The sequence below is a fragment of the Nonlabens arenilitoris genome (genome assembly GCF_002954765.1).
GTDB lineage: Bacteria > Bacteroidota > Bacteroidia > Flavobacteriales > Flavobacteriaceae > Nonlabens > Nonlabens arenilitoris.
The window spans coordinates 1434400-1459700 of record NZ_MTPW01000001.1; the positions used below are offsets into that span (position 1 = coordinate 1434400).

28 protein-coding genes are annotated in these 25301 nt (G+C 35.3%); 21 read left to right on the forward strand and 7 right to left on the reverse strand.

Going from position 1 to position 25301, the window contains the following annotated elements; genetic code table 11:
* The first annotated feature begins 58 nt into the window (after positions 1 to 58).
* A complete protein-coding gene (locus BST92_RS06365; RefSeq protein ID WP_105070687.1) occupies positions 59 to 934 on the forward strand; it encodes a helix-turn-helix transcriptional regulator in 876 nt (291 codons plus the stop codon).
* A gap of 12 nt (positions 935 to 946) precedes the next feature.
* Here the strand turns inward: BST92_RS06365 and BST92_RS06370 are convergent, their stop codons facing one another.
* Together BST92_RS06370 and BST92_RS06375 are read right to left on the reverse strand one after the other, a co-directional pair.
* A complete protein-coding gene (locus tag BST92_RS06370; protein WP_146105118.1) occupies positions 947 to 1504 on the reverse strand; it encodes a hypothetical protein in 558 nt (185 codons plus the stop codon).
* 72 nt (positions 1505 to 1576) lie between these two features.
* The gene (locus tag BST92_RS06375) at positions 1577 to 2848 is read right to left on the reverse strand and encodes a cystathionine gamma-synthase family protein (protein ID WP_105070689.1); all 1272 of its coding nucleotides are present in this window, start codon (positions 2846 to 2848) and stop codon (positions 1577 to 1579) included.
* A gap of 186 nt (positions 2849 to 3034) precedes the next feature.
* Here BST92_RS06375 and BST92_RS06380 point away from each other — a divergent pair, with 186 nt between their 5' ends.
* Positions 3035 to 3463 carry a hypothetical protein gene (locus tag BST92_RS06380; protein ID WP_105070690.1) on the forward strand — a complete coding sequence of 143 codons (429 nt, stop codon included), beginning with the start codon at positions 3035 to 3037 and terminating at the stop codon, positions 3461 to 3463.
* Here BST92_RS06380 and BST92_RS06385 read toward each other — a convergent pair whose 3' ends face one another.
* Positions 3464 to 4390, reverse strand: coding sequence for a histone deacetylase family protein (locus tag BST92_RS06385; protein ID WP_105070691.1), 927 nt, complete (start codon positions 4388 to 4390; stop codon positions 3464 to 3466). It lies immediately after the preceding gene.
* A 159-nt stretch (positions 4391 to 4549) separates the two neighbouring features.
* On the opposite strand from BST92_RS06385, the gene BST92_RS06390 reads away from it, so the two are divergent.
* The 3 genes from BST92_RS06390 to BST92_RS06400 all read left to right on the forward strand — a co-directional run bounded on the left by BST92_RS06390 (position 4550) and on the right by BST92_RS06400 (position 6426).
* Positions 4550 to 4900, forward strand: a complete 351-nt coding sequence (locus BST92_RS06390; protein WP_146105119.1) for a hypothetical protein — start codon at positions 4550 to 4552, stop codon at positions 4898 to 4900.
* 78 nt (positions 4901 to 4978) lie between these two features.
* Positions 4979 to 5998, forward strand: coding sequence for a transporter (locus BST92_RS06395; RefSeq protein WP_211292452.1), 1020 nt, complete (start codon positions 4979 to 4981; stop codon positions 5996 to 5998).
* An 11-nt stretch (positions 5999 to 6009) separates the two neighbouring features.
* Entirely contained in the window at positions 6010 to 6426 is a 417-nt protein-coding gene (locus BST92_RS06400; protein WP_105070694.1) for a hypothetical protein, read from the forward strand.
* Positions 6427 to 6488: 62 nt separating this feature from the next.
* Here BST92_RS06400 and BST92_RS15340 read toward each other — a convergent pair whose 3' ends face one another.
* Positions 6489 to 7082 (reverse strand): TetR/AcrR family transcriptional regulator, encoded by a 594-nt coding sequence (locus BST92_RS15340; RefSeq protein ID WP_105070695.1) that lies wholly within the window; start codon positions 7080 to 7082, stop codon positions 6489 to 6491.
* 70 nt (positions 7083 to 7152) lie between these two features.
* Entirely contained in the window at positions 7153 to 8499 is a 1347-nt protein-coding gene (locus BST92_RS06410) for a cytochrome-c peroxidase (protein ID WP_105070696.1), read from the reverse strand.
* 83 nt (positions 8500 to 8582) lie between these two features.
* Here BST92_RS06410 and BST92_RS06415 point away from each other — a divergent pair, with 83 nt between their 5' ends.
* The gene (locus BST92_RS06415; protein ID WP_105070697.1) at positions 8583 to 9326 is read left to right on the forward strand and encodes an alpha/beta fold hydrolase; all 744 of its coding nucleotides are present in this window, start codon (positions 8583 to 8585) and stop codon (positions 9324 to 9326) included.
* Between the two features lie 92 nt (positions 9327 to 9418).
* Complete coding sequence (locus BST92_RS06420; protein ID WP_105070698.1) at positions 9419 to 9664, forward strand: hypothetical protein; 246 nt, start codon at positions 9419 to 9421, stop codon at positions 9662 to 9664.
* On the opposite strand, the gene thiL is transcribed toward BST92_RS06420, so the two are convergent.
* Entirely contained in the window at positions 9655 to 10698 is a 1044-nt protein-coding gene (thiL, locus tag BST92_RS06425) for a thiamine-phosphate kinase (protein WP_105070699.1), read from the reverse strand. The two genes, BST92_RS06420 and thiL, sit on opposite strands and share 10 nt — an antisense overlap.
* 253 nt (positions 10699 to 10951) lie before the next feature.
* On the opposite strand from thiL, the gene BST92_RS06430 reads away from it, so the two are divergent.
* From BST92_RS06430 to BST92_RS06480, 11 genes are all read left to right on the forward strand, one after another.
* Positions 10952 to 11281 carry a HesB/IscA family protein gene (locus BST92_RS06430; protein ID WP_105070700.1) on the forward strand — a complete coding sequence of 110 codons (330 nt, stop codon included), beginning with the start codon at positions 10952 to 10954 and terminating at the stop codon, positions 11279 to 11281.
* Positions 11282 to 11394: 113 nt separating this feature from the next.
* Entirely contained in the window at positions 11395 to 12843 is a 1449-nt protein-coding gene (sufB, locus tag BST92_RS06435; protein WP_105070701.1) for a Fe-S cluster assembly protein SufB, read from the forward strand.
* Between the two features lie 22 nt (positions 12844 to 12865).
* A complete protein-coding gene (locus BST92_RS06440; RefSeq protein ID WP_105070702.1) occupies positions 12866 to 13276 on the forward strand; it encodes a component of SufBCD complex in 411 nt (136 codons plus the stop codon).
* 28 nt (positions 13277 to 13304) lie between these two features.
* Positions 13305 to 14057, forward strand: coding sequence for a Fe-S cluster assembly ATPase SufC (sufC, locus tag BST92_RS06445; protein WP_105070703.1), 753 nt, complete (start codon positions 13305 to 13307; stop codon positions 14055 to 14057).
* A 117-nt stretch (positions 14058 to 14174) separates the two neighbouring features.
* Positions 14175 to 15488: a Fe-S cluster assembly protein SufD gene (sufD, locus tag BST92_RS06450; RefSeq protein WP_105070704.1), complete on the forward strand. Its 1314-nt coding sequence runs from the start codon at positions 14175 to 14177 to the stop codon at positions 15486 to 15488.
* Positions 15489 to 15682: 194 nt separating this feature from the next.
* Positions 15683 to 16897 (forward strand): aminotransferase class V-fold PLP-dependent enzyme, encoded by a 1215-nt coding sequence (locus BST92_RS06455; RefSeq protein ID WP_105070705.1) that lies wholly within the window; start codon positions 15683 to 15685, stop codon positions 16895 to 16897.
* Between the two features lie 55 nt (positions 16898 to 16952).
* On the forward strand, positions 16953 to 17345 hold the full coding sequence (locus tag BST92_RS06460) for an META domain-containing protein (RefSeq protein WP_105070706.1): 393 nt from the start codon (positions 16953 to 16955) through the stop codon (positions 17343 to 17345).
* Entirely contained in the window at positions 17345 to 17770 is a 426-nt protein-coding gene (locus BST92_RS06465) for a SufE family protein (RefSeq protein ID WP_105070707.1), read from the forward strand. The genes BST92_RS06460 and BST92_RS06465 overlap by 1 nt, the downstream gene beginning before the upstream one ends.
* 2 nt (positions 17771 to 17772) lie before the next feature.
* Complete coding sequence (locus BST92_RS06470) at positions 17773 to 18093, forward strand: iron-sulfur cluster assembly protein (protein ID WP_006796533.1); 321 nt, start codon at positions 17773 to 17775, stop codon at positions 18091 to 18093.
* Between the two features lie 3 nt (positions 18094 to 18096).
* A complete protein-coding gene (locus BST92_RS06475) occupies positions 18097 to 18606 on the forward strand; it encodes a DUF2480 family protein (RefSeq protein ID WP_105070708.1) in 510 nt (169 codons plus the stop codon).
* An 89-nt stretch (positions 18607 to 18695) separates the two neighbouring features.
* Positions 18696 to 19622, forward strand: coding sequence for a DUF3078 domain-containing protein (locus BST92_RS06480; RefSeq protein WP_105070709.1), 927 nt, complete (start codon positions 18696 to 18698; stop codon positions 19620 to 19622).
* Between the two features lie 66 nt (positions 19623 to 19688).
* On the opposite strand, the gene hflX is transcribed toward BST92_RS06480, so the two are convergent.
* On the reverse strand, positions 19689 to 20915 hold the full coding sequence (hflX, locus tag BST92_RS06485) for a GTPase HflX (protein WP_105070710.1): 1227 nt from the start codon (positions 20913 to 20915) through the stop codon (positions 19689 to 19691).
* 145 nt (positions 20916 to 21060) lie between these two features.
* On the opposite strand from hflX, the gene BST92_RS06490 reads away from it, so the two are divergent.
* The 3 genes from BST92_RS06490 to BST92_RS15345 all read left to right on the forward strand — a co-directional run bounded on the left by BST92_RS06490 (position 21061) and on the right by BST92_RS15345 (position 25157).
* Complete coding sequence (locus tag BST92_RS06490; protein WP_105070711.1) at positions 21061 to 22050, forward strand: endonuclease/exonuclease/phosphatase family protein; 990 nt, start codon at positions 21061 to 21063, stop codon at positions 22048 to 22050.
* Between the two features lie 293 nt (positions 22051 to 22343).
* Positions 22344 to 23258: a PorP/SprF family type IX secretion system membrane protein gene (locus BST92_RS06495; protein WP_211292453.1), complete on the forward strand. Its 915-nt coding sequence runs from the start codon at positions 22344 to 22346 to the stop codon at positions 23256 to 23258.
* 132 nt (positions 23259 to 23390) lie between these two features.
* Positions 23391 to 25157 (forward strand): OmpA family protein, encoded by a 1767-nt coding sequence (locus BST92_RS15345; protein WP_281256984.1) that lies wholly within the window; start codon positions 23391 to 23393, stop codon positions 25155 to 25157.
* Positions 25158 to 25301: the final 144 nt, after the last annotated feature.

Below are 25301 nucleotides of genomic sequence, written 5' to 3' on the forward strand. Positions count from 1 at the left end.
ACACGCTTTCGCGAAAGCGAAATACAGCTATTTAGAGTAATTATAAATAAGAATAAAAATGGAAAATATCGCTAAAGGTGCTGCTGAGGTGACCTTAATTGAAGAGGGATTTCAAGTCGTAAGATTAAAGAATGAAACAGAAGATGTGGCGCATTTTCACCACGATGTGGATAATAGTTATATTCAATTTCATTTTTGTTTAAAAGGCCAGGTGGAGCTAGCTTTTAATGAAGGTAGTTATAAGTTAAGCCTTTCAGAGCAAAATAGTTACCTATTGTATAACCCATCTAGAGATTTGCCTATTCATTTAGATTTAAAGGGCCATTCTTGGTTCATATGTGTATTAGTTTCTATAAAGAAATTCCATTCATTATTCTCTCCTGATGCCCAACACGTGAGTTTTTTAAGTGCCGAGAATAAGGATAAGAAATATTATGTAGATGGTAGTATATCGCCATCTATGGCAGTAGCATTGCATCAATTGATGAACTATAATTTAAACGATGCTATTAAGAGGTTATACTTTAAAGGAAAATCGTATGAGTTAATGTCCTTATACTTTAATAGTCCAGAAGATGCAGATGTTGAGGCATGTCCTTTTCTAGTAGATGAGGATAATATGCGTAAGATTAAAAAGGCAAAGGAGATCATCATTGACCGTATGACTAATCCACCATCGCTTAGTGAGCTAGCGATGGAGATAGGTTTATCACTCAAAAAGTTAAAAGAAGGTTTTAAAGAGGTGTATGGAGATACGGTTTATGGTTTTTTATTAGATCATAAAATGGATTATGCCCGACAGTTATTAGATAGTGGCCAGCACAATGTGAATGAGGTAGGATTAAAAGTGGGCTATAGCACTGCGAGCCACTTTATAAGTGCGTTTAAAAAGAAATATGGTACCACGCCTAAGAAATATTTAACGGGTAATTAATTAATAGAGATATTAGGATTGCTTTTTAAGTAATCCTAATATCTCTTTATATGTTTTTTTATTATCGGGATGCGATTTTAAATAGTCGTACACTTTAATAATAACATCTTTTGAGGCACCTAGGTTCTCAAAAATAACTAGATCTTGTGACCAATTTTCAATATTCCCTACGGTCTCGCCCAGTTTTTCACTGGCAATGGTGACTTCTCTAATTTCTTTATAAACATCGGCTTTTTTAAATTTAACGATCTCGTTATAGAGATCGTTAAAAGTCATTTGCTCAACTTTTTTTTCTTTAGAAATACGTGCTAACATGGTATTGAAGACATCCATATTCCCAAAAAAGTTGACATCAAATTCATCTAAACCACAAGGTCTCAATTTTGCAACTTCTTTAAAGAGGACATTTTCATTTGCAAATGATCCATCAAGCATAAAATCAAGCTTTTTTAAAAGTTGTGATTCACAAGATGATTCTGTAGATATTTCAAGAGGACTATTTTGTGCTTGTGTGGCCATAGTTAAGCACATTACACTAGCAAAAAGGATTTTCTTCAATGTAATTTTCATATGATTTTATAACGTGTTGTCGTATTTCTTATTACACAAGGCAAAGAAAATGCCAAAAGAACCCGAATCCAACTAAACCATCATATTTTCTGAAATCTTCACTTTTTCTAGTGCTTGTTGCACGTCTGCAATAAGATCATCGCTATTTTCTACTCCTATTGATAAGCGCACTAGTGAATGTGTGACTCCTATAGCTTCTGCGTGATTTTCATCTACACCTGCATGTGTCATAGAGCGTGGATGCTCTGCAAGACTTTCTGTACCACCTAGACTTACTGCTAGTCTGATTAGTCTAAGCGAATTCAAAAATTTAAAAGCTTCTTTTTCTCCACCTTTAATCTCAAAACTAATCATGGCACCAGGTCCATCATATTGTTTTTTATAAATCGCATAATCTGGTGAGTCTTGCGGTATGAGACCTAGGTAATTTAGCTTGGCTATTTTTTCATGACCTTTTAAAAAATGAGCAACCTCAATCGCATTGCGTTGTTGTTGTTCCATACGTATTTTGAGCGTTTCTAGGCTGCGCATTAACATCCAGCCGGTATGTGGTGAAGCCATGTTTCCTAAAAATGTACGTAGTACTTTTACACGTTGCATAATCTCTGCATTACCTAATACAGCACCGGCAATTAAGTCGCTATGGCCGCCTATGTATTTAGTAGCACTATACATGACTATATCTGCCCCTAATTGTAATGGATGCTGCCATAATGGTCCCATATAAGTATTATCTACACCTATAAGTACTTTTTTATCATGGGTAGAGAAATGATCTGCAATTTCACGACACATTTCAATGTCTATTAAGGCATTAGTAGGGTTTGCTGGAGTTTCGATATGCATTAATGCTACCTTGTCACTATATCCAGCATCCTCAACTAGTTTTATTATTTCTTCCTTATTCATCCCTGATTTAAATCCTAAAGAATGAATGCCGTATTTAGGTAAAAAATGGTTGATAAAGTGATCAGTACCACCATAGGTAGGTGAGCTGTATAATAACACCTGTCCAGGTTCTAAAAATTCCATGAGTACAGTTGAAATGGCGCTCATACCGCTTTCAAATACCGCACAGTCATCTGCCTTATCCCATAATCGTAGTCTGTTTTCTAGGATCTCTAAGTCTGGATTATTGATACGACTGTAAATTAATCCCATTTCTTCTCCTGGTAATTTATCACGCTTACCATAGGCAAGTTCAAAAAATGCTTTTCCTTCTTCGGCATTTTTAAAGACAAATGTTGAGGTTAAAAATATAGGACATTTAATGGCGCCTTCAGATAGTTCTGGTTTATAACCATAGGACATCATCAGGCTTTCGGGCTTCATGGAATCTTTCATAATATGGGCTATTTAAAACTGGGCCTAATGTACCTTTTTTTGAGTATTCAATCGATTTCGTAAGCATTTTTTTTATGAAATGTATTTGATAGCTTTTAAAATGAGAATTCTGTAATGCAAGATTTACGTTTATGTTATTTAAGATTTTCTTAACTTTAAGGTTTCAACCTATAAAACCAATTAATTATGCCTTACAGTTCAAAACCCCAGATGTGGTTCTGGGTACTCGCCATTATCTTTTTGTTATGGAATCTTATGGGAATAGGAGCATGGTCTACAGAGATGGCAGCACCCGATTTAATGATGGAGCAAATGAATGAGCAGCAACAAGAGTTATATCAATCTAGACCTGGATGGTATATGTATGTCTATGGAGTAGCTGTATTTGCTGGATTACTAGCCTGTATTATGTTGTTATTTAAGAGAAAACTTGCGGTATTGCTTTCATTGATCTCTTTGTTTGCTGTGATAATAACAACTAGTTATAATTTTTTCAACGGTTCATGGGATATAATAAATACAGGTGATAAATTTTTCTTTTTGAGTGTACCTATTCTTTCAATTTGCCTTTGGCTATTTGCTCGCAGTGCAGCGTCTAAGGCCTGGTTGCGATAATTAATTAAAAATATCTCGCGCTACCCTAAAAGTATTAGCATGCGCTTCAATTATTAATTTAATCTCAGGAGAATAGCCGCCGCCCATACTACACTGTACTGGGATGCGGTTGTTTTTTTGTGTTCTTGCTTTCGCGAAAGCGGACAAAGCATACTCATCACGTTCTTTACATCCTTTTAAACTTAAACCTAGCCTACCTAGCTTGTCTGTCGCAAGTACATCAACACCGCATAGGTAAAAGATGAAGTCTGGTTTTTCTTGAGCTATTAAATCAGGCAAAATATGATGAAGTTCTTTGAGATAGCTGTTGTCATCAGTGTGATCTGGTAAGGCGATATCTAGGTCAGAAACTTCTTTTTTAAACGGATAATTACTGGCGCCATGCATCGAGAAAGTAAATACTGTATCGTCATTTTGAAAAATTTGTGCAGTTCCGTTTCCTTGATGGACGTCTAGGTCCACTATAAGAATTTTTTCTGCTAACTGGTGATGTTGTAAGTATCTGGCGGCGATTGCCTGGTCGTTCAATAGGCAAAACGCCTCTCCATGATTACTGTATGCATGGTGTGTGCCACCAGCAATATTCATTGCGATTCCATGTTTAAAAGCTTTAATAGATCCATCAATGGTTCCTTGTGCAATGCGCAATTCTCTTTTTACTAACTGTGTACTTAAAGGAAAACCTAATTTACGTGCTGCTTTACGGTCTAAGTTTAAAGCTTTAAGGTTTTCTAAATATTCTAATGTGTGTACACGTAATACATCTATATCACTGCATAATTTGCTGGGTTCAAAAAAATCTGTTTGTAAAGCTGTTCCTTCTAGTAACAACTGTTGTGGTAACAGCTCATACTTGATCATGGGGAATCGATGACCATCTGGTAGAGGATGTTTATAAATAGGATGAAAGGCGATAGGAAAATTCAAGAAACCGACATTATTTAGAATACCTCAAATTTAAGCACAAGATGATTACCATATTCTTTATAATTTTTAAACTATTGTATACGTATTAGAGCTTAAATTTGCGCAAAAATTAATCATATCAAGTCAGCATTAAGTATCATATTATTAACGCTATTCAGCTTGCGACCTGTTTATCAAGTAGGCTGCTATGCATACTATGAGATGAATATTGATATGATTATTGAGCAATATTGTGAAAACACGGATAGGCCAGAGCTTAATTGCGATGGTAAGTGTTATCTGGCCAAAACTCTTAAGATGCAACAGGATCAGTCGAGATCAGATTCTAAAGATCAAGCGATGTCATTACTTATAGAGGCCTTTTTTCCTTTATATTATCAAGACACGGTGAACTATACTTTTCACAACTATAAATGGATTTCTAAGGAGCAGAATAAACCTTACTCCTATATCCTCAAAATAGGTTTTCAAGATATTATCAAACCACCACCACGAGTTTACCATACATAAGCACTTATTTTTTATCGCTTTAATGCGATAAAATTACTTATTTAATAGGGCCATGATATGGCCATAAAACTCAATACCTTGAAAAAAATACAATTAATTATAGCACTATGTGCAAGTACTTTAATGCTTGCTCAAACAAATAATAATACATATACAACTAGTAGACCTGATGGACATGCTCCTATTTCAGTCATGGGAGATCATACTCATAACAAAGGAGAATGGATGGTGTCTTATCGTTTTTCTACCACTACCATGCAAGATTTACGTCGTGCAAATGATGATGTTACAAATGAGTCTGTTTTATTACCTAATGGTGGAGACTACATGGTAACTCCAACAGAGATGCCTATGGATATGCATATGATAGGAGCTATGTATGCACCTACTGATCGATTAACATTTATGGCTATGGGAATGTATATGGATATGACTATGGACCATTTAACAGCTATGGGAGGAATGTTTACGACAAGTTCCTCTGGTTTTGGAGATGTGTCAGTTTCTGCAATGTATAGATTTATAGATACAGACTCACATAAGTGGCATGCGCAGTTAGGCCTTTCTATTCCTACTGGAACTATTGATAATAAAGATGTGACGCCTGCTAGCATGGGTAATGAGGTGATATTGCCTTATCCTATGCAAATAGGTAGCGGAACTTATGACGCTATAACAGCGATAACTTACTTAGGTCAGTCAGATACTTTTTCATGGGGTTCACAATTAAGAGGTGTTTTCCGTACGGGAGAAAATGATAACGGTTATAGACTAGGGAATCAATTAGGTTGGAACAATTGGATTGCTTATAAAGCCACGGACTGGTTAAGTGTATCTGGTAGATTGCAAGGTTTGATTCAAGGTGGTATTAGAGGAGCTAATCCTGATTTGAATCCTGCAATGGTTATAACGGCAGATACATCAAACTCTGGCTATGATGCTTTAAATGCCGGTTTTGGATTTAATATTTATGCACCACAATTATTAAAAGGTGCACGTTTAGGATTTGAATATGCCTTACCTTTACAACAAAATCTAAATGATGTGCAGCTTAAGAATCAAGATGTTATCACTATAGGATTACAATATTCTTTTTAAAATTGTATAAGATGAAATCACTTTGGACATTAGTATTATTAGTTCTTTTAGCATCATGTAGTGATGAACTTAAAGAGCAAAAAATTGCTTTTGATAATTTAAAGCAACAATCTATGGAGGCGCATGATGTAATTATGCCTAAAATGGGTGACTTAATGGATTTAAGCAATCAATTAAGTCAGAAAATGGACTCTACTAACACTGATTTGATCATGTCTAAAAATAGCGAACTTCAAAAGGCGCATGATGATATGATGACCTGGATGAGAGATTATTCTGAAAAATTCCCTTATGATTATAAACTTCCTAATGATATAAATGCTGTAAATGAGCAATTAGATGTTTTAAAAGAAGAGCATGAAGAGATTGAGGAACTTAAAGTAAGAACACTTAAAGTAATTGATGAGGCGCAAGCCATGCTCAAGTAGTAGATTTCTAAACGATGCAATAACCCCAATAACTAGAGTTTATAATTCTAGTTATTGGGTTTTTATGGTATTATTAATTCACTATTCACAGTTTTTAAATAGGAGATACTTTTCACTAAAGCATCATTTTTGCGTTCTAATTTACTCATCATAATAGCGCCCTCTAAGGTTGCTATATAGACAGCAGTTAATTGATCAGAATCTACTGTAGATTTTATCTGGTTTTTTTTAATTGCACTATCAAAAATTCTTTTAATAGTTGTTTTAAAAGTGACAAGCATACCAAAAGATTGCTGTCTTAAGCCTGCATCTAGATCATCACTTTCGCAGGCACTGTTCATTAAAGGACATCCTCCAGAGTAGGGTGGATGATCTAAGTAATTCTCAAAAAAATTAAATATTACATTCATTTTTGAAGTAAAATCTGATGCATTCTTGAGATCTTTATTGAGAATGTCAAACATTCTTTTACTTAAACTGCGTAGTGCCTGCTGTTCTAAGTCTTCTTTATTTTTAAAATGCTTATAGATTGCCCCTTTTGTAAAGCCTGTAGCGTTTGTGATATCGCTTAGTGAAGTTGCTTTATAGCCTTTAGTATTAAAAAGGTCAGCACTTTCTTTTATGATAATGTCTTTAGTAAGTTGTGGATTTCTCATGCAGTAAAGATACCGCTTGGTATTTAACTTGCATTGTGTTTGAAATATCAGATTTGCACATAGTTATTAACTACTCGCAGCCTAAATCTATTTTAGATTGAACGTCTGCGTTAGGGAAGCAATTTCCAGATAAAACAGTCTCTGGTACATATCTCGTAAGATAAGAGTCGTATAGACTATTCTCGATAAAAAATATTAAATCTTGTATCTCTTCCTCAGTTAAACTTGTTGCACCTTTTTCACTGGCAATTTGAGATAAAGGAACATTATTGTCTTGTAATTGATTCGATAATTTGTATCGTATGACTTCTTCTATACTATTAAAGGTACCACCATGACCGTAGAAATTTGCATCTCTTAAGTTATACAATGTTGGAGTTTTAAATTTATAGTCATCTGCGGGATTGTTTGTGAAACCACCACGACCCTTTTTTACATTATCAAAACCAGCGTCATCTAAAACAACAGCTTCATTACTGTCATCAAAATGGCCAAAACCAAAAGCATGAAACTCTTGATCTTTTAATGCAGGTCCGGTATGGCAGTTCATACATTGAGCCTTACCAGCAAATAGAATTGCGCCTCGCTTTTCTCTTTCGCTTAAGGCTGCATAATCTCCTTTAAGATAATTTTGCCATGGAGCACGATTAGATAATAACGTTCTATTAAACGCTGCAAGTGCTAGAGCAGCTGTTTTTCTAGAGTATCTCTCAAAAGATTGCGTGTTGCTAAATGCTCTATCAAACATTTCACGATAGCCATAGGTGTCCACAAAATTTTCGTCAATTTGTAATCGATGAGTATCCTGACCTACCATACCTTGAATCTCTAGACCTTGAAATCCTAGGTGATTTTCAGGTATATCACTCCATTGTGATTGTGTTCCTGCATTAGTTCCAGTTCCACCTAGCATACCATTCCATAAAGCAACATCTTGATAAGCCACGTTAAGAAGTGTAGGGACTCTTATAGGTTGCAAATCTATAGAGTCTAATGGCATGGTTAAATCAAACTCACGGCTTTCTCCTGCAGCGCCAAAACCACTACCACTTTCACCTATTCCTTGTCGTCTACCAGAGTAAAAGCTAGATGCTACTGGGTGACAGGATGCACAGGCATAGGTACCAGCCATAACGGCCATCTTTGGATTGCCACCACTTGCAGTTTCATGTAGTAACAACCTGCCTAATTCTACTTTCTCTCTGGTAATAGGGTTTAATGGGTCTTGTGGAATCGAGTTGTAATCATTACTATCTGGTAAAATAAAATAATTAATTCCTTGACCTTCAGAATTTTCTAGCAATAATTCTTCTAATCTTATATCAAGTTCAGATTTTGCAGTCTGATAATCATCAATATCATTCTGACAGGAAATGAATGTAAAACTTAATAAAAGAAGAAAGTAAATTTGTTTCATCAAAGAAAATGTGTTGCTTTAAAACTAGTGTAAAATTAACAAAATATTACAACTAGAACAGTTACCTATATTATCTTGTGCACATGAATAAGATGTCCTATTCCTTCAGTAGTTCTAATAAACCAGTATTACTACTCTTACACGGTTTTCTAGGTAGTAAAAATCAATGGACTGCGATGTCAAAATTATGGGTAGAACAATTTGATATTTTATATATTGAGTTACCTGGTCATGGCCAGTCTCCATCTTTAAGTCATTATTCCATAAGTGATTTAGCTTCTGAGATTTCAGAATTCTTGATCAATAATGCTATAGATAAAGTTCACTTTATAGGTCATAGTATGGGTGGTTATGTTGGAGCCGCTTTCGCGAAAGCGTATCCTCAACAACTTTTTTCTCTAACCTTGTTGAATAGTATTATGGGACCAGACAGTACTGCACGTAAAGTGATGCGAGATCGTGCCATACAGTTGATTGATCGTTTTCAAAATGCTTATATATCCATGGCTATCAATAATCTATTTACACCGCTAGAGCATGAGGTGTATAAAGATATTATAGAAAATATGAGAATGGTATCGAGTGAGATGACTTTAGAAACTGTAATGGCAGCATTGCGAGCGATGAGAGACCGTCCTTCTCAATTAGGACATGTTAGTGTGCCGGTTCATTATATTTATGGGAATCGTGATACTGTTATTGATAGGTCTGTCATCGATGCCGAATTAAATAAGCTGGGATTTAAAGGCTCTAGTATAGATGGTGGGCATATGCTTTTACTTACTCATCCCGATGAAGTTATTTCTAAAATACACTTAATCGATTAATAAGTGCTTTTTATCGCATATTTGCAAAAGATTATTTACATTGGTCGTAGTAAAATGAAATTCAACCAAGTTTCATTTAAATAACTAGCCAAATGTCAAAAAATTATTCCCCTATCAAGGCTGCAGCTATTTGTTCTTTTACAGGACATAAACTGCAGGTGACTCATCAAGTAAATGATCGCATTCAAGAATTGTGTTGCGTCAAATGTGGAAAACAAATGACCACAAATATTTATGGTAATATAGTTCCATTAAGTGATCAGTATTCACGTATTAATCGTGCTCTTAATGATCTAGCAGTTAAGAAAAATAGACGTGAACTAGGAATTTATTCTTGAAAACTATTCCAGCCCATTGCTTTGATAGGAATTTGCTCACCAGATCTGGTAATCAAGTGAATACCTTCATTTTTAGGTACTGCGTGCCCTATAATACTGAGGCTAGGATTTGCTTTAATTTTAGGGAAATCTTCTTGTTTAACGGTAAAAAGTAGTTCGTAATCCTCGCCACCACTAAGTGCAATCGTTGTGCTGTCTAGGTTAAACTCTTCACATGCTGCTATTACAGTAGGGTCTAATGGAAGTTTTTCTTCATATAGTTTCATGCCTATGTTAGAGTTTTTACATAAATGAATAACTTCAGAACTTAAGCCATCAGATAAGTCAATCATGCTGGTAGGTTTTACTTCTAATTCTTGAAGTAATTTAGGGATATCTTTACGAGCCTCAGGTTTCAGTTGTCGTTCTAATAAATAGCTGTAAGCTTCTACATCTGGTTGGTTATTAGGGTTTGCTTTATAAACAGCTTTTTCGCGCTCTAGAATTTGTAAACCCAGGTAAGCGGCGCCCAGATCACCACTTACTACTAATAAATCGTTATCAGCAGCACCTGATCTGTACACGATATCTTCTGCTTTTTGCTCTCCTATTGCTGTAATAGAGATGATTAAGCCACTTTGAGATGCAGTGGTGTCTCCACCTATTAAATCTACATTATAAATTTTACATGCTAGTTTAATCCCATTATACAGCTCTTCAACCGCTTCGACCGGAAATCGATTAGACATCGCTATAGATACGGTAATTTGAGTAGGTACCGCATTCATCGCATAAACATCAGATAAATTAACCATAACAGCCTTATAACCTAAATGTTTTAGAGGTACGTAACTTAAATCAAAATGAATGCCTTCTACAAGCATGTCTGTAGTAATCACAGTAGATGTAGTGTGATCAATAACAGCAGCATCATCACCTATACCTTTAGAGGTAGATTGTTGACTAAGTTCGACATCTTGAGTGATGTAATCTATTAAACCGAATTCACCTAAATTTTCAATCGACGTGCGTTGTGGATTTTTATCTTCTATCATGCTGCAAAATTACAATGAATTAAACATCTTAAAATAAAAAATTGATAAAAATGAATGTATAATTTTAAATGTTACAACCCGTATTTTATACTTTAAATCGCTGGGAAATAGATATGTTAACTCTTGATTGCCTAAAGAACTGTTAAACTATAGATAATGAGCATACAATCATGCATTTTATAAATTGAATAGGGCATGGTTCAAAAATGGCTGTTGTATATTTGTAGTCATTTTAAATAAGGATTTTAAGCATATGATAAAGGTCTCAGATACGGCAAAAACAAAGCTTGCTCAATTAATGGGTGAAGATGGATTTGCCATAGATAATGATTATGTGCGTGTAGGTGTTAAAAGTGGTGGTTGTAGTGGTTTATCTTACGACCTGACTTTTGATAAAACAACTACAGACACAGATAAGGTTTTTGAAGCAAATGATGTGCGCATAGTAGTGGATAAGAAAAGCTTTTTATATCTAGTAGGTACAACACTTGAGTTTAGTGGTGGACTTAATGGGAAAGGTTTTGTTTTCAATAATCCTAACGCGCAAAGAACTTGTGGATGTGGAGAAAGCTTTTCTCTATAGTCTTAAGAAGTAAGAATGACACCATTAAACTAGTGTCATTCAATAATTAATAAACTAGAAGTTTAATTGTACAGTATAGAGATTACTGTCTTAAGAACTTTAAACATAGCATTATGTCTAAGTACACAGAAGAAGAATTAGAAAAAGAACTCAAGAATAAAGAGTATGAGTACGGCTTCTATACAGATATTAAATCAGACACTATTCCTGTAGGACTTAGTGAAGAAGTGATACGTATAATATCTGCTAAAAAGAATGAGCCGCAATGGATGTTAGACTGGAGATTAGAGGCATATCGCATTTTTATTGAAATGGAAGAGCCAGATTGGGCAAATGTCACTTATCCAAAGCCAGATCTACAATCCATTTCTTATTATAGTGCACCTAACTCAAAGCCTAAATATGATAGCCTTGATGAGGTTGATCCTGAATTATTAGAGACTTTTAAAAAATTAGGTATCTCGCTAGATGAGCAAAAGAAACTTGCTGGTGTAGCTATGGATATTGTTGTGGATTCAGTATCTGTTGCAACTACTTTTAAAAAGACCCTAGCAGAAAAAGGAATTATTTTCTGCCCGATTTCTGAAGCAATTCAAGAACATCCAGAGCTTGTAAAGAAATATCTTGGAACTATTATTCCGCAAAGTGATAATTACTATGCCGCTTTAAATAGCGCAGTGTTCTCTGACGGGTCTTTTTGTTATATACCTAAAGGTGTAAAATGCCCTATGGAGCTTTCTACTTACTTCCGTATTAATGAAGGAGGAACAGGCCAGTTTGAAAGAACACTAGTCATTGCAGATGAAGGAAGCTATGTATCATATCTTGAGGGATGTACAGCACCTAGTCGTGATGAGAATCAATTGCACGCCGCTTGTGTAGAATTAATTGCACTAGATGATGCAGAGATTAAATACTCAACCGTACAAAACTGGTATCCTGGTAATGCCGAAGGTAAAGGTGGTGTTTTCAATTTTGTAACTAAGCGTGGATTGTGCGAGAACAATGCAAAAATCTCTTGGACTCAAGTAGAGACCGGTAGTGCTGTAACATGGAAATATCCTAGTTGTGTGCTTAAAGGAGATAACTCAGTTGGTGAGTTTTACTCTATTGCTGTAACTAACAATTTCCAGCAGGCAGATACAGGAACAAAGATGATTCACTTAGGTAAAAATACTAAGTCAACTATTATCTCTAAAGGAATAAGTGCTGGTAAATCACAAAACTCTTATCGAGGTCTCGTAAAAATAAACTCGCGCGCTACTAATGCTCGTAATTTTTCACAATGTGACAGTTTACTAATGGGTAATGAATGTGGAGCACACACATTTCCATACATAGAAAACAGTAATAGCACATCAAAAGTTGAGCATGAGGCGACAACCAGTAAGATCGGTGAAGACCAAATATTTTATTGTAATCAGCGTGGAATCGATACAGAAAAAGCAATTGCTCTTATTGTAAATGGATTCTCTAAAGAGGTATTGAACAAACTACCTATGGAATTTGCCGTAGAAGCTCAAAAACTATTGGAAATAAGTCTAGAAGGATCAGTAGGATAAATCAATTCAAAACTCAATAACTATGAAACGATTAATCGTTTTGTGTTTTATAGCAATTGCTACAATTGCTTGTAAAAAGCAAGAAAACCCAGTAGAGGATGTTGTAGCGCCTAGGACATCAAGTGCAACATTTGTAGAAGATGAAAATACCTTTAAAGGTGAGTTCATCTTATTAGACGACGCCGCTGTTCTTACCAGTAAAAACGATATTTATGCCGTGCGCATAGATGACAAGTTAAAAGAGCTTCATGAACTAGCGTTACCTTTACAAAAGACAAAATTTGATATGGTAAATGTAATTGTGAAAGGAGAATTAACACCCAATCCATTGCTGCTAGAAACAGGTGAAGGCTGGGAACAAATGCTTATCATAAAAGAAATAATAGAAGTAACACCAGCAACTAGTGCTGCAGTAGTTGCACCCATCAATTAATACAGATACAAGAAGTTAAATAACAGCTATGTTAAAGATCAAAGACTTGCATGCCTCAATCGAGGATAAAGAAATATTAAAAGGAATCAATCTAGAAGTAAAAGCTGGTGAGGTTCATGCCATTATGGGACCTAACGGTTCTGGTAAATCTACTCTAGCAAATGTAATTGCAGGACGTGAAGAGTATGAAATGACTGGCGGTTCTATTGAATTAGAAAACGAGGAGATATCAGAGCTAGACCCAGAAGAAAGAGCACATAAAGGTGTGTTTTTATCATTTCAGTATCCTATTGAAATTCCAGGAGTATCAGTTACTAACTTCATGAAAACCGCTATCAACGAGACACGTAAGGCTCAAGGTAAAGAAGAAATGAAGGCTGGTGATATGTTGAAACTCATCCGTGAAAAATCTGAAATGTTAGAAATAGATCGCAAATTTTTATCACGTTCATTAAATGAAGGTTTTTCTGGTGGAGAAAAGAAACGTAACGAGATTTTCCAAATGGCAATGCTAGATCCTAAACTGTCAATACTTGACGAGACAGACTCTGGTCTTGATATAGACGCATTACGTATCGTTGCAAATGGTGTAAATAAATTGCGCAGTAAGGATAATGCAACTATTGTCATCACGCACTACCAGCGCCTATTAGATTATATCGTTCCAGATTTTGTACATGTTTTATATAAAGGTCGTATTGTTAAGTCTGGTGGTAAAGAGCTAGCCTTAGAATTAGAGGAGCGCGGTTATGACTGGATTAAAGAAGAAGTAGAGGCATAGTACTCAACTTTATAGTCTAGTAATTAATAGTGGAGCTTTTATTATTTCGCTTTCGCGAAAGCTGACCTCAAAACAATTATATGATCAGTAAAAATAAAAGCGTGAAAACAACAAATCATGAGTTTTAAAGACAAAATATTATCTTCTTTCATCGCTTTAGAAAATGAAGTCGATACGGAAACATATGCCCATCAATTGCGTAATGAGGCACTAGCATCCTTTGAAGAGCTAGGTATTCCACAACGTAAGGAAGAAGCCTATAAATACACATCGCTGAAATCTCTGTTTGATAAAGACTATAGCCTGTTTCCTAAAAAAGAAACTGCTATTGAATATGGTGATATCAAGCCATATTTGATCCATCAAATAGATGCATATCGTGTTATTTTTATTGATGGGATATATAGCTCTCATTTATCTGAGACTACACACGATAAATTTGATGTATGTTTAATGTCTAGTGCATTAAATAATCCTAAATATAGTCCAGTAATTGAGGCCTTTTATAATAAACTTGCTCCTAAAGATGGATTAACATCTTTAAACACAGCATTTGCTAGAGAAGGTGCTTACATAAGCATAGGTAAAAATATTGCGGTAGAAAAACCTATAGAGGTAGTGTACTTTTCTACTGGTAACGAGAGTACTCTAATGACACAACCACGTAATTTAGTGGTAGTAGGAGAAAATTCTCAAGTACAAATTATAGAGCGTCATCAAAGTTTGAGTGATAATCACGTACTCACTAATAGTGTTACTGAGATTTTTGCAGATAAACGTGCTATGGTGGATTACTATAAAATCCAAAACGATCACCTTAATGCATCACTTATAGATCATACAAGTGTAGAGCAAAAATCAGATAGTGAAGTCAGATTGCACACGTTCTCATTCGGTGGAGCTTTAACTAGAAACAATTTGAATTTTTATCAACGTGGTGAGCACTGTAATTCAATTCTTAATGGTGTAACTATTATAGAAGGAAAACAACACGTGGATCATTCTACACTAGTACATCACACAGCACCGAATTGTGAGAGTTACCAGCAGTACAAGCAAATCTTTGATGATAAAGCTGTAGGAGTTTTTAATGGTAAAGTTCTCGTAGATAAAGTAGCACAAAAAATTAACGCGTTCCAGCAAAACAATAACATATTAGTAAGCGATAAGGCTACCATCAACTCAAAGCCACAACTAGAGATTTTTGCAGATGATGTAAGATGTTCGCACGGTTGTACCATAGGTCAGCTTGATGAAGATGCGTTGTTCTACATGCAATCTCGTGGAATAGGTAAAAAAGAAGCACGTGCTTTATTGATGTTTGCTTTTGCAAATAGCGTACTAGAAAGTGTAAAAATTCCAGAAATTAAATCTCGTATTACAAAGCTTATTGCTAAGAAACTAGGTGTAGAGATTGGGTTTGATTTGTAGAGATTGAATAATAAACGATTCGTCACACTGAGCTTGTCGAAGTGTTGTTCTCATCGATATAAGTATTTTAAAAAATGCCTTGTCTTTTGATCAGGCATTTTTTGTAATTAAAAGTTTTTTAAAGGAATTGAATTACTCTTCTAATAATTCCTTAAAAAACATCGCATTCTCAGTCCGCATCGTACCTTTGTATTATGTTAGATATTCAAAAAATAAGAGCTGATTTCCCTATCCTTAAACGTGAGGTAAATGGCAAACCATTAGTTTATTTTGATAATGCTGCGACTTCTCAAAAACCACAACAGGTTATTGATAAAATCGTAGAATATTACACTTTGTATAATGCAAACATACATCGTGGTGTTCATGCATTAAGTCAGGAAGCAACAGACCTATTTGAAGCTTCTAGAGAGAAAGTAAGAGCTTTTTTTAATATCCCACAGGCTAAACAAGTTATTATTACCTCAGGTAACACGCATAGTATTAATGCTGTTGCAAGTGGTGCTCACGTCTTTGTGAAAAAAGATGATGAGGTCATTGTAAGCGCAGTAGAACACCATTCTAATATTGTTCCTTGGCAAATGCTTTGTGAACGAGTAGGCGCAACTTTAAAGGTGATTCCAGTGTTAGATAGCGGTGAGTTAGACATGAAGGCTTATGAAGAACTGCTTAATGATAACACAGCTTTTGTCGTTGTTAATCATGTGTCTAATGCACTAGGTGTTACTAATTCAGTAGAAGAGATTATTAAAGGCGCACACAAACATGGTGCGATGATTTTAATAGATGGCGCACAATCCTGTGGTCACATGAAACTAGACATGCAAGCGCTTGATGCAGATTTCTATACCATGTCCGGACATAAAATGTGTGGTCCTACAGGAATAGGAATTCTATATGGTAAAGAAGAAGCATTAAACGCATTACCACCATACCAAGGTGGTGGCGAGATGATTGACCAAGTCACTTTTGAGCATACAACTTATGCAGGATTACCACATAAATTTGAAGCAGGTACACCCAATATCGCTGGTGGAATCGCTCTAGGCGCTGCTGTCGACTATCTTGATGAATTAGGAATGGATAACATCGCTGCTTATGAGCACGAGTTATTAATATATGCAACTGAACAGTTAAAGGCAATCGAAGGCCTTAAAATTTATGGAGATGTTGCAAATAAAGCTGCAGTAATAAGTTTTAATGTCACAACCTTGCACCCTTATGATATAGGAACCATAGTAGATAAACTAGGTATAGCTGTAAGAACGGGTCATCATTGTGCACAACCAGTTATGGAACGCTATTCAATTCCTGGTACGGTAAGAGCAAGTTTTGCATTTTATAATACTAAAGAAGAAATAGATATTATGGTACAAGCTTTGCAACGTGCAGTAAGTATGCTGTCTTAATGGACTTCATTATCTTTGAAGACTACTTAATGAGTATACCTTAAAACATATTAATATGAGAATATTTACATTACTTTTTATTCTAACTCTTTTTACATTAACCAGTTGTGATGAACAAGATGTTACAGGTAGTTATGACGTTGTACTCGTAGGAGAGAATAATTATTCAGAACATGATATTACTTTAACCATTACGATGGGAGAAGAAAACCGCATATCTGGTAAGTCAGTATGTAATAATTACAGTGGTACATTTGAAAACTTAGGAAAAGGAAAAGTAAACATAGGTCCTTTAATGGGAACTAAAATGATGTGTAGAGATGTGCATGAGATTGAGAGAGATTATATGAGTCATCTTACTAAAGTTGTTGAAGTAAACCCTACTAAAGAAGGACTAGAACTTTTAAACGCATCAGGTGATATTATAATTACAGCAGTAAAACAATAATGGCTAGCATTCAAGACATACAAAATGAAATCGTAGAAGAGTTTGCCATGTTTGACGACTGGATGGACCGCTATGAATATATGATAGATTTAGGGAAAAGTGTTCCTGTCATAGATGAGCAATACAAAACTGATGATAATATCATAAAAGGTTGCCAGTCTAAAGTATGGGTACATGCGGATCTTGAAGATGATAAAGTAAAATTTAGTGCTGACAGTGATGCGATAATTACTAAAGGAATTATTGCCATACTTATAAGAGCGTGGTCTGGTCAGAAACCAGCAGATATTATTGCAGCAGACACGGCTTTTATAGATCAAATAGGTTTGAAAGAACATCTTTCACCTACTAGAGCAAATGGATTAGTTTCCATGATAAAACAACTTAAAATGTATGCAGTTGCATATCAATCTCAATTGAACTAATTATGGAAGAGATCAACGGACAGGAAATAGGAGAAAAAGTAGTAAAGGTTTTAAAAACAATATACGATCCAGAAATCCCTGTGGACATCTATGAGCTAGGCCTTATATATGATGTTATGGTAAGCAGCGATGCTGATGTTAAAATATTAATGACATTAACCTCTCCTAACTGTCCAGTAGCAGAAACACTACCAGTAGAAGTAGAGGAAAAAGTAAAGACTCTTAAAGAAGTCAATGATGCCGAGGTTGAAATTACCTTTGATCCGCCATGGAATAAAGACCTTATGAGTGAAGAAGCTAAGCTTGAACTAGGAATGCTCTAGAACATGGAAGGCGAGATCATTAACAGAGTCGCAAACTCAAAACTTCAGGTCATCGACTTAGAAGATTATTATCCTGTAGGAACACGCAGTGAGATAGATATTTCTCAATGGTTAATGGAAGGTATTGTGTTAGTAGAATCACGCTTTCGCGAAAGCTTAAAAAGCACAGACTTTACTGCTTTTAAGGATCATTATGTCGCAGTTAATTGCTCTACAGATGCCATCATACCTCAATGGGCATGGATGCTTATACAAATCGAATTAACCAGAATTGCAAAAATTGTAATACTGGGATCATTAGAAGATCTAGAAGCAGCTTTATATATGCCTATTATTGATCAAATAGATTTAGGTCCTTTCAGAGATATGCCGGTTATTGTTAAAGGTTGTTCAAATAAACCAGTACCGGTCGCTGCCTATATGAAAATTACAGAACGCTTGCAGGATGTCGCAAAATCAGTGATGTATGGCGAGGCCTGTAGTGCAGTGCCCGTTTATAAGAAAAAAAAGTAGTTTATCGATAGGATTGTTTTTTAATAGGCTATTGAACCGTTTTTTTATTTAAATGGTAATTTCGCACCATAACATTTCAATTTAGTATTATGAAAAAAATTATTTTACTTTTTGCATTTGCACTTTGTACAATTAGTACCTATGCGCAAACTGAAGAAGAACTTAAGGCGTTAAAAGCGTCAAAAATGGATTCTATTGCAGCCATACAAGGTAGAGCAAATGCGATCCAAGCACAGATAGATGCGCTTCCAGGTTGGAAAACAGGAGCTTTTGGTACCATTGGTGCTAATTTATCTAGTTTTGATAAATGGTATTCTCAAGGATCACCTAATGTGAATTCTGGTAATATAGGTGTTACTTTAAATGGATTTGCAAATTTGAAGAGAGAAAAATATTTCTGGAGAAATAACTTAAACGTTAACCTGCAATGGGTAAAGTTTGATGACAGAGATGACGCTACTGATGATGATAGTTTCCAAGAAGCAACTGACGTTTTTAATATTCAATCGTTATATGGGTACAAGTTAAGTGAAAAATTTGCCGTTTCTACATTAGGAGAATATAGAACTACTATACTTAATAATTTTAATGATCCAGGATATCTTGATTTAGGTGTTGGTGCTACATGGACACCTATTGATAACTTAGTAGTTGTAATTCACCCTTTGAACTATAATTTTGTTTTCAGTAGTGGTGATGATATTTTTGAATCTTCACTAGGAGCAAAAATTGTTGCAGATTATACTAGACAAATAGGGGCAATTAACTTTAAGAGTAACCTTTCTACGTTCCAAAGCTATAAGAGTTCTAACTTATCAAACTTTACATGGATCAACTCTTTCGGTTACACACTGTGGAAAAACATTGGTGTAGGTTTTGAATTTGGATTAAGAGGTAATCATCAAGAAGCGGTAAACTTTGCTACATCTCAAGATCCTACTGGTACATTTGATTTTGATAATGTAGATAATGATTTACAATCATACTGGCTACTAGGTTTAAACTATAAGTTTTAATCAGTATTTAATGATAAAAAAAAGCCCTTAATCAAATTGATTAAGGGCTTTTTTTATGAAGAATATTTACTCTTCTTCTGTTTCTACCAGATCTTCCCAATCTGGAAATAAAAAGGCGTTATAAGGGAAACGTTTTACATGTATGTCTCTTACTTGATCATAGACTTTTTTCTTAAAAGTATCTATGTTTTCCTTTTCAATTGCAGATATGAAAACTACATTTTCACCCATTCTAGCCATCCAGGTACGTTTCCATTCTTCTAAAGAATAGTGTGCGCTCGTTCTTTCTTCTAGAATATCTTCTGGATCATAATCCTCGGCTACATATTGATCAATTTTATTAAAGACCATAATAGTAGGTTTATCTACTGCGTCTATCTCACTCAATATCTTATTTACTGATGCGATATGATCTTCAAAACTACCATGTGCAATATCTACAACATGTAATAGTAAGTCTGATTCACGAACTTCATCAAGTGTTGATTTAAAAGATTCTACTAATTGGGTAGGCAATTTGCGTATAAAACCTACAGTATCTGTTAGTAAAAAAGGCAGGTTTTTCACTACAACTTTACGTACCGTTGTATCTAGAGTAGCAAATAACTTATTCTCTGCAAAGACCTCACTTTTTGAAATGACATTCATTAGTGTGCTTTTACCTACGTTAGTATAGCCTACTAGTGCAACACGCACCATCTTTCCACGGTTACCGCGCTGGGTTGCCATTTGTTTATCGATGGTAAGTAATTTTTTTTTAAGTAAGGTGATGCGATCACGTACTATACGGCGGTCTGTCTCGATCTCTGTCTCACCTGGACCACGCATACCTATACCACCTTTTTGTCTCTCAAGGTGAGTCCATAATCCGACTAATCGTGGTAATAAATATTCATATTGAGCGAGCTCTACCTGAGTACGGGCATAACTAGTCTCTGCGCGTTGAGCAAATATGTCTAGAATGAGATAAGTTCTATCGATGATTTTTACTTCAAGAATTTTCTCAATATTTTTTTGCTGTGCAGGACTTAATTCATCGTCAAAGATTACAGTGTCTATATTATGAGCGTCTACATAAGCTTTAATGTCCTCCATTTTACCAGAACCTAAAAAGGTTTTGGGATTAGGTTTCTGCATTTTTTGAGAAAAACGCTTGTGTATCGTGGCTCCTGCGGTATAAGCGAGGAACTCTAGCTCATCCAGGTACTCTGTAAGTTTCTCTTCAGATTGTTGTTGGGTAACCACTCCTACTAGAATGGCTTTTTCATATTCGTGTGTTTCTCTTTCTAACATTTATGGTTTTAAAACTATTCAACAAAGATAACAGTTTGCCAGTGAGGTGCTCTATAATTAATAAAAGCTTAAAGTAATTGTTATTACTGTAAGGATAATTGTGTATTGATGTATTAGATTTGAAATCCCTACAAAAATATAAGTATTGGCAATTTCACAACAGGCATTTGAACAGTATACTGTCGCATTCTACAATTTAGAAAATTTATTTGACGTTCACAATGATAAGCATATACTAGATGAAGATTTTACAGCCCAAGGCCGCAAGCAATGGACGCCACAACGATATCAAAAAAAATTACAAAAATTAAGCGACGCGATATCTAAAGTAGGTGTTTTACAAACTGGTAAACTACCAGCCATTATAGGCGTGGCTGAGGTAGAAAATAAAAAAGTACTTGAAGATCTGATACAACAGCCTAAGCTGGTTAAGGGAGATTATGGGATCATACATTATGATAGTCCAGATGAACGTGGTATTGATGTCGCCTTACTATATAGTAAAAAGATTTTTACAGTTCAATCATCTAATCCCATTGCAGTGGATGTTACCATGCCTAATGATGAGCCTGATCGTACCCGTGATATATTATATGTAAAAGGTTTCTTATCTGGTATGCCTGTACACTTATATGTTAATCACTGGCCATCTAGAAGGGATGGCGCAGAATCTACAAATGAGAAACGTGTCACTGTTGCAAAACAGTTAATGCATCATATAAATAGTGTTGATCCACAAAAGGATCGTACAAATCAAGAGAAGCATTTACTAGAAAGTACTAATATTATCATCATGGGTGATTTTAATGATGATCCAGAAAACGATAGTATACGCAATGAAATCTTACCGCATGGATTTCAAAATGTCACTGCGCCGCTCAAAAAGTTCCATAGAGGTAGCTTGAATCATAATTTTAAATGGAATCTTTTTGATCAGATAATGGTTAGTGATAGTTTAATTAATGATGTGCCAGACGCTTTATATTTTCATCAAGCAGATATTTTTGATGATATCATGTTGAGACAATGGAAAGGTAAATATAGAGGTCAACCAGCGAGAACTTTTGTTGGTAAAACATACAAAGGTGGTTATTCTGATCATTTCCCTGTGTATATGATACTACGTAGAAACTAATTGAATCATTTCGTCTGTGAAAGGTTGCTTTTAATCTATAAAGAAATTGTTAAACAATATAGGCCGTGTATTTTTTCTATATTCGGTTTTCTAAGTAAACACTTGACAATATAATATAATGTTAAACTTGATCCCTTAGTAGTTGATTATCAACAGGTAGGTTAAGTATAACGCTTTCGCGAAAGCGAGATATTATAAAATCAAGGAACTATGTAAGTCGCAATTGATAGCATAGTAGTATATTTAGAACCATAAAACTAACTTGTGCAACCCAAAAAACTAACTCTATAATGATGAGAAAATTACTTGCAATGGGGATTTTCCTTGTCTTGTCCGGAACCAGCGTGCTACACGCTCAACAAGATCCTCAGTACACACAGTACATGTACAACCAAAATGTCATTAATCCAGCATATGCTGGTACAAGAGATGGCTTAACTCTTACAACTCTTTACCGTCAACAATGGAGCGGTGTTACTGGTGCCCCAGAGACACTTACCTTTTCAGGTAGTACTCCTATAGGCGATCGAGTAGGTGTAGGACTTTCTGTAATTTCTGATCAAATAGGACCAGTTAAAGAGAAGAACTTCTATGGAGATTTCTCTTATAAATTACAAGTAGGGAAGAAAACAACCCTAGCTTTAGGTATAAAAGCTGGTGTTACTTTCCATGATGTAAATCTTAACTTTGTGAACACTACACAGCCAGGTGATCCATTGTTTAGTGAGCAATTAAATGAGCAGTATTTAAATCTAGGTGCAGGAGCTTTTCTTTATGGAGATAACTGGTACACCGGTTTTTCTGTTCCTAATATGTTAAACAGCACTCACCTAGATGAAGATGGTTTAACATTCGGATCTGAAACACAACATTATTTCTTAACAGGTGGATATGTATTTGATATTAATGAAAACATCAAATTAAAGCCACATGCAATGATTAAAGGAGCATTTGATTCTCCTATGAGTTTTGACTTGAATACAAACGTATTATTCAATAATAAGTTTGAGGTAGGTGTGTCTTACAGATATGAAGACTCTTTCAGTGGTCTAGTAGGTATGCAACTTACGGATAATGTAAAGGTAGGTTATGCATATGACCGCGTGGTATCAGATATACAGGTAGCGGCAAATTCTTCACATGAGATCTTCTTGACTTATGACTTGAATTTCCCTCGTAAAGTGATGCAATCACCACGTTTCTTCTAATAACCAGCAAAGAAAGAATATCATGAAAAAATATATTTACTACTCTTAATAATTATCGCTGGCTCATTTCAAGTAAATGCACAAAGCGATGCAACTAAAAAAGCAGATAAACTATATGAGCAACTGCGTTATGTGGATGCTGCAAAAGCTTATGAGAAACTCATCAAAAATGGAGAGCGTTCTCAACACGTTTATACTAATTTAGGAAACTCTTATTTCTTTAATAGTGATTTTAAAAGTGCTGAGCAATTTTATAAAAGAGCTACTAAGAACAATCCTCAAGCAGAGACTCTTTATAGATATGCTCAAACTTTAAAGGCTAATCAAAAATATGATCTTTCTAATACTATCATGAACCAGTTTGCTGGAATGGTGCCTAATGATGATCGTGCTAAAGCTTTTAAAGCAAACCCTAATTATCTAGCAGACATAACAGGAATGAATCCTGCTTATACGACTGAAGCGTTAGGGCTTAATGGTGAGGCAAGTGATTTTGCTGCACAAAAAATAGGAGATAAAATTTACTTTGCAAGTGCTCGTAATAACAAGCGTGCAAACTATGCATGGAATAAAGAACCTTACCTAGATATCTATGAAGCATCTGTTGATGAAAACGGTATGCCTGGTGAAGGGAAACTTCTTGCTGGTGATGTAAATACTAAGTATCATGAAGGTACATTAGATATAACACCTGACGGTAAATATATGTTCTTTACTCGTGTAGATTATATCGATGGAGATTATGAAAAAGCCAGTGATGGCGAGAGTAAATTGAATATTTACAGAGCTGTTAAAGCTGGTGGCGAGTGGAGAGATATTAGAACGACTTCTCTAGAAAGTCAAGAATACGGTGTAGGTCATCCTAGTATTACTGCAGATGGAAAAGCAATTTTCTTTGCAAGTGAAGCGCCAGGTGGACAAGGTGGAACTGATATCTATAAAGCGAGTCTTAAGAATGGTAAAATATCAAACCCAGTAAATTTAGGACCTACAGTTAATACTGCAGGAGATGATTCATTCCCTTGGATTGCTGAAGATGGTACACTTTATTTCTCTTCAAATGGCCACTTAGGATTAGGTGGACTAGACGTGTTCAAATATAAAGATGGTAAGGTTACTAACTTAGGAGCTCCTGTAAACTCTGCTATGGATGATTTTGCATTCACTTATTCTGAGCAAACAGGTAAAGGTTTTGTTTCTTCTAACCGTAAAGGTGGAAAAGGAAGTGATGATATTTATGCAGTGAACCGTATTGAGATTTGTGAAGTTGCTGTTACAGTAACAGCTGTTGACGCACAAACTAATCAACCTATACCAGGTGCTATTGTTTCATTACAAGATGCAGATGGTAATAGCTTACCTAGTCAGACTACAGATGGTGAAGGAAAAGCAATGTTTACTACAGAGTGTAATAAAGAATTTGTTGCTCGTGGTGTTAAAGATCAGTATGAAAGTGGTCAATCTGACATAAGCGTTGCTGAAGAAGCAACGGCTATGGTTACCGTAAACATGGAGCCTATTATTCCAGATCCTCCAGTAGTGGATGAGAAAATTATCTTAAATAAGATATACTTTGATTTAGATGCTTCAAATATCCGTCCTGATGCAGCTCTAGAATTGGATCGTTTAGTTTCTTTTATGAAGAAATATCCAGAACTAGAAGTAATGGCAGAGACTTATGCAGATATCAGAGGATCTGATTCTTATAACCTTGCACTTACACAACGTCGTGCTGAATCAATTGTGGCTTATGTAGTGTCGCAAGGAGTAGACGCAAGTCGCTTGACTGCGGTAGGTCGTGGTGAGGCAAACCCAGTAATGGATTGTGCTTCTCAAAAATGTACTTCTGCAGAATATGAGTTGTCTCGTAGATCTGAGTTTACGATTACAAAAAGATAATTATTAAGCATTACTAACTAACCAATGCTTTAAATCCCATCTCTTTATTGAGGTGGGATTTTTTATTTGAACCTTTCATGCTGAACTACGATTCAGTATCTGATAGTTATGTAAGAGATTAGATTACGTGAGTTATGGGTAATG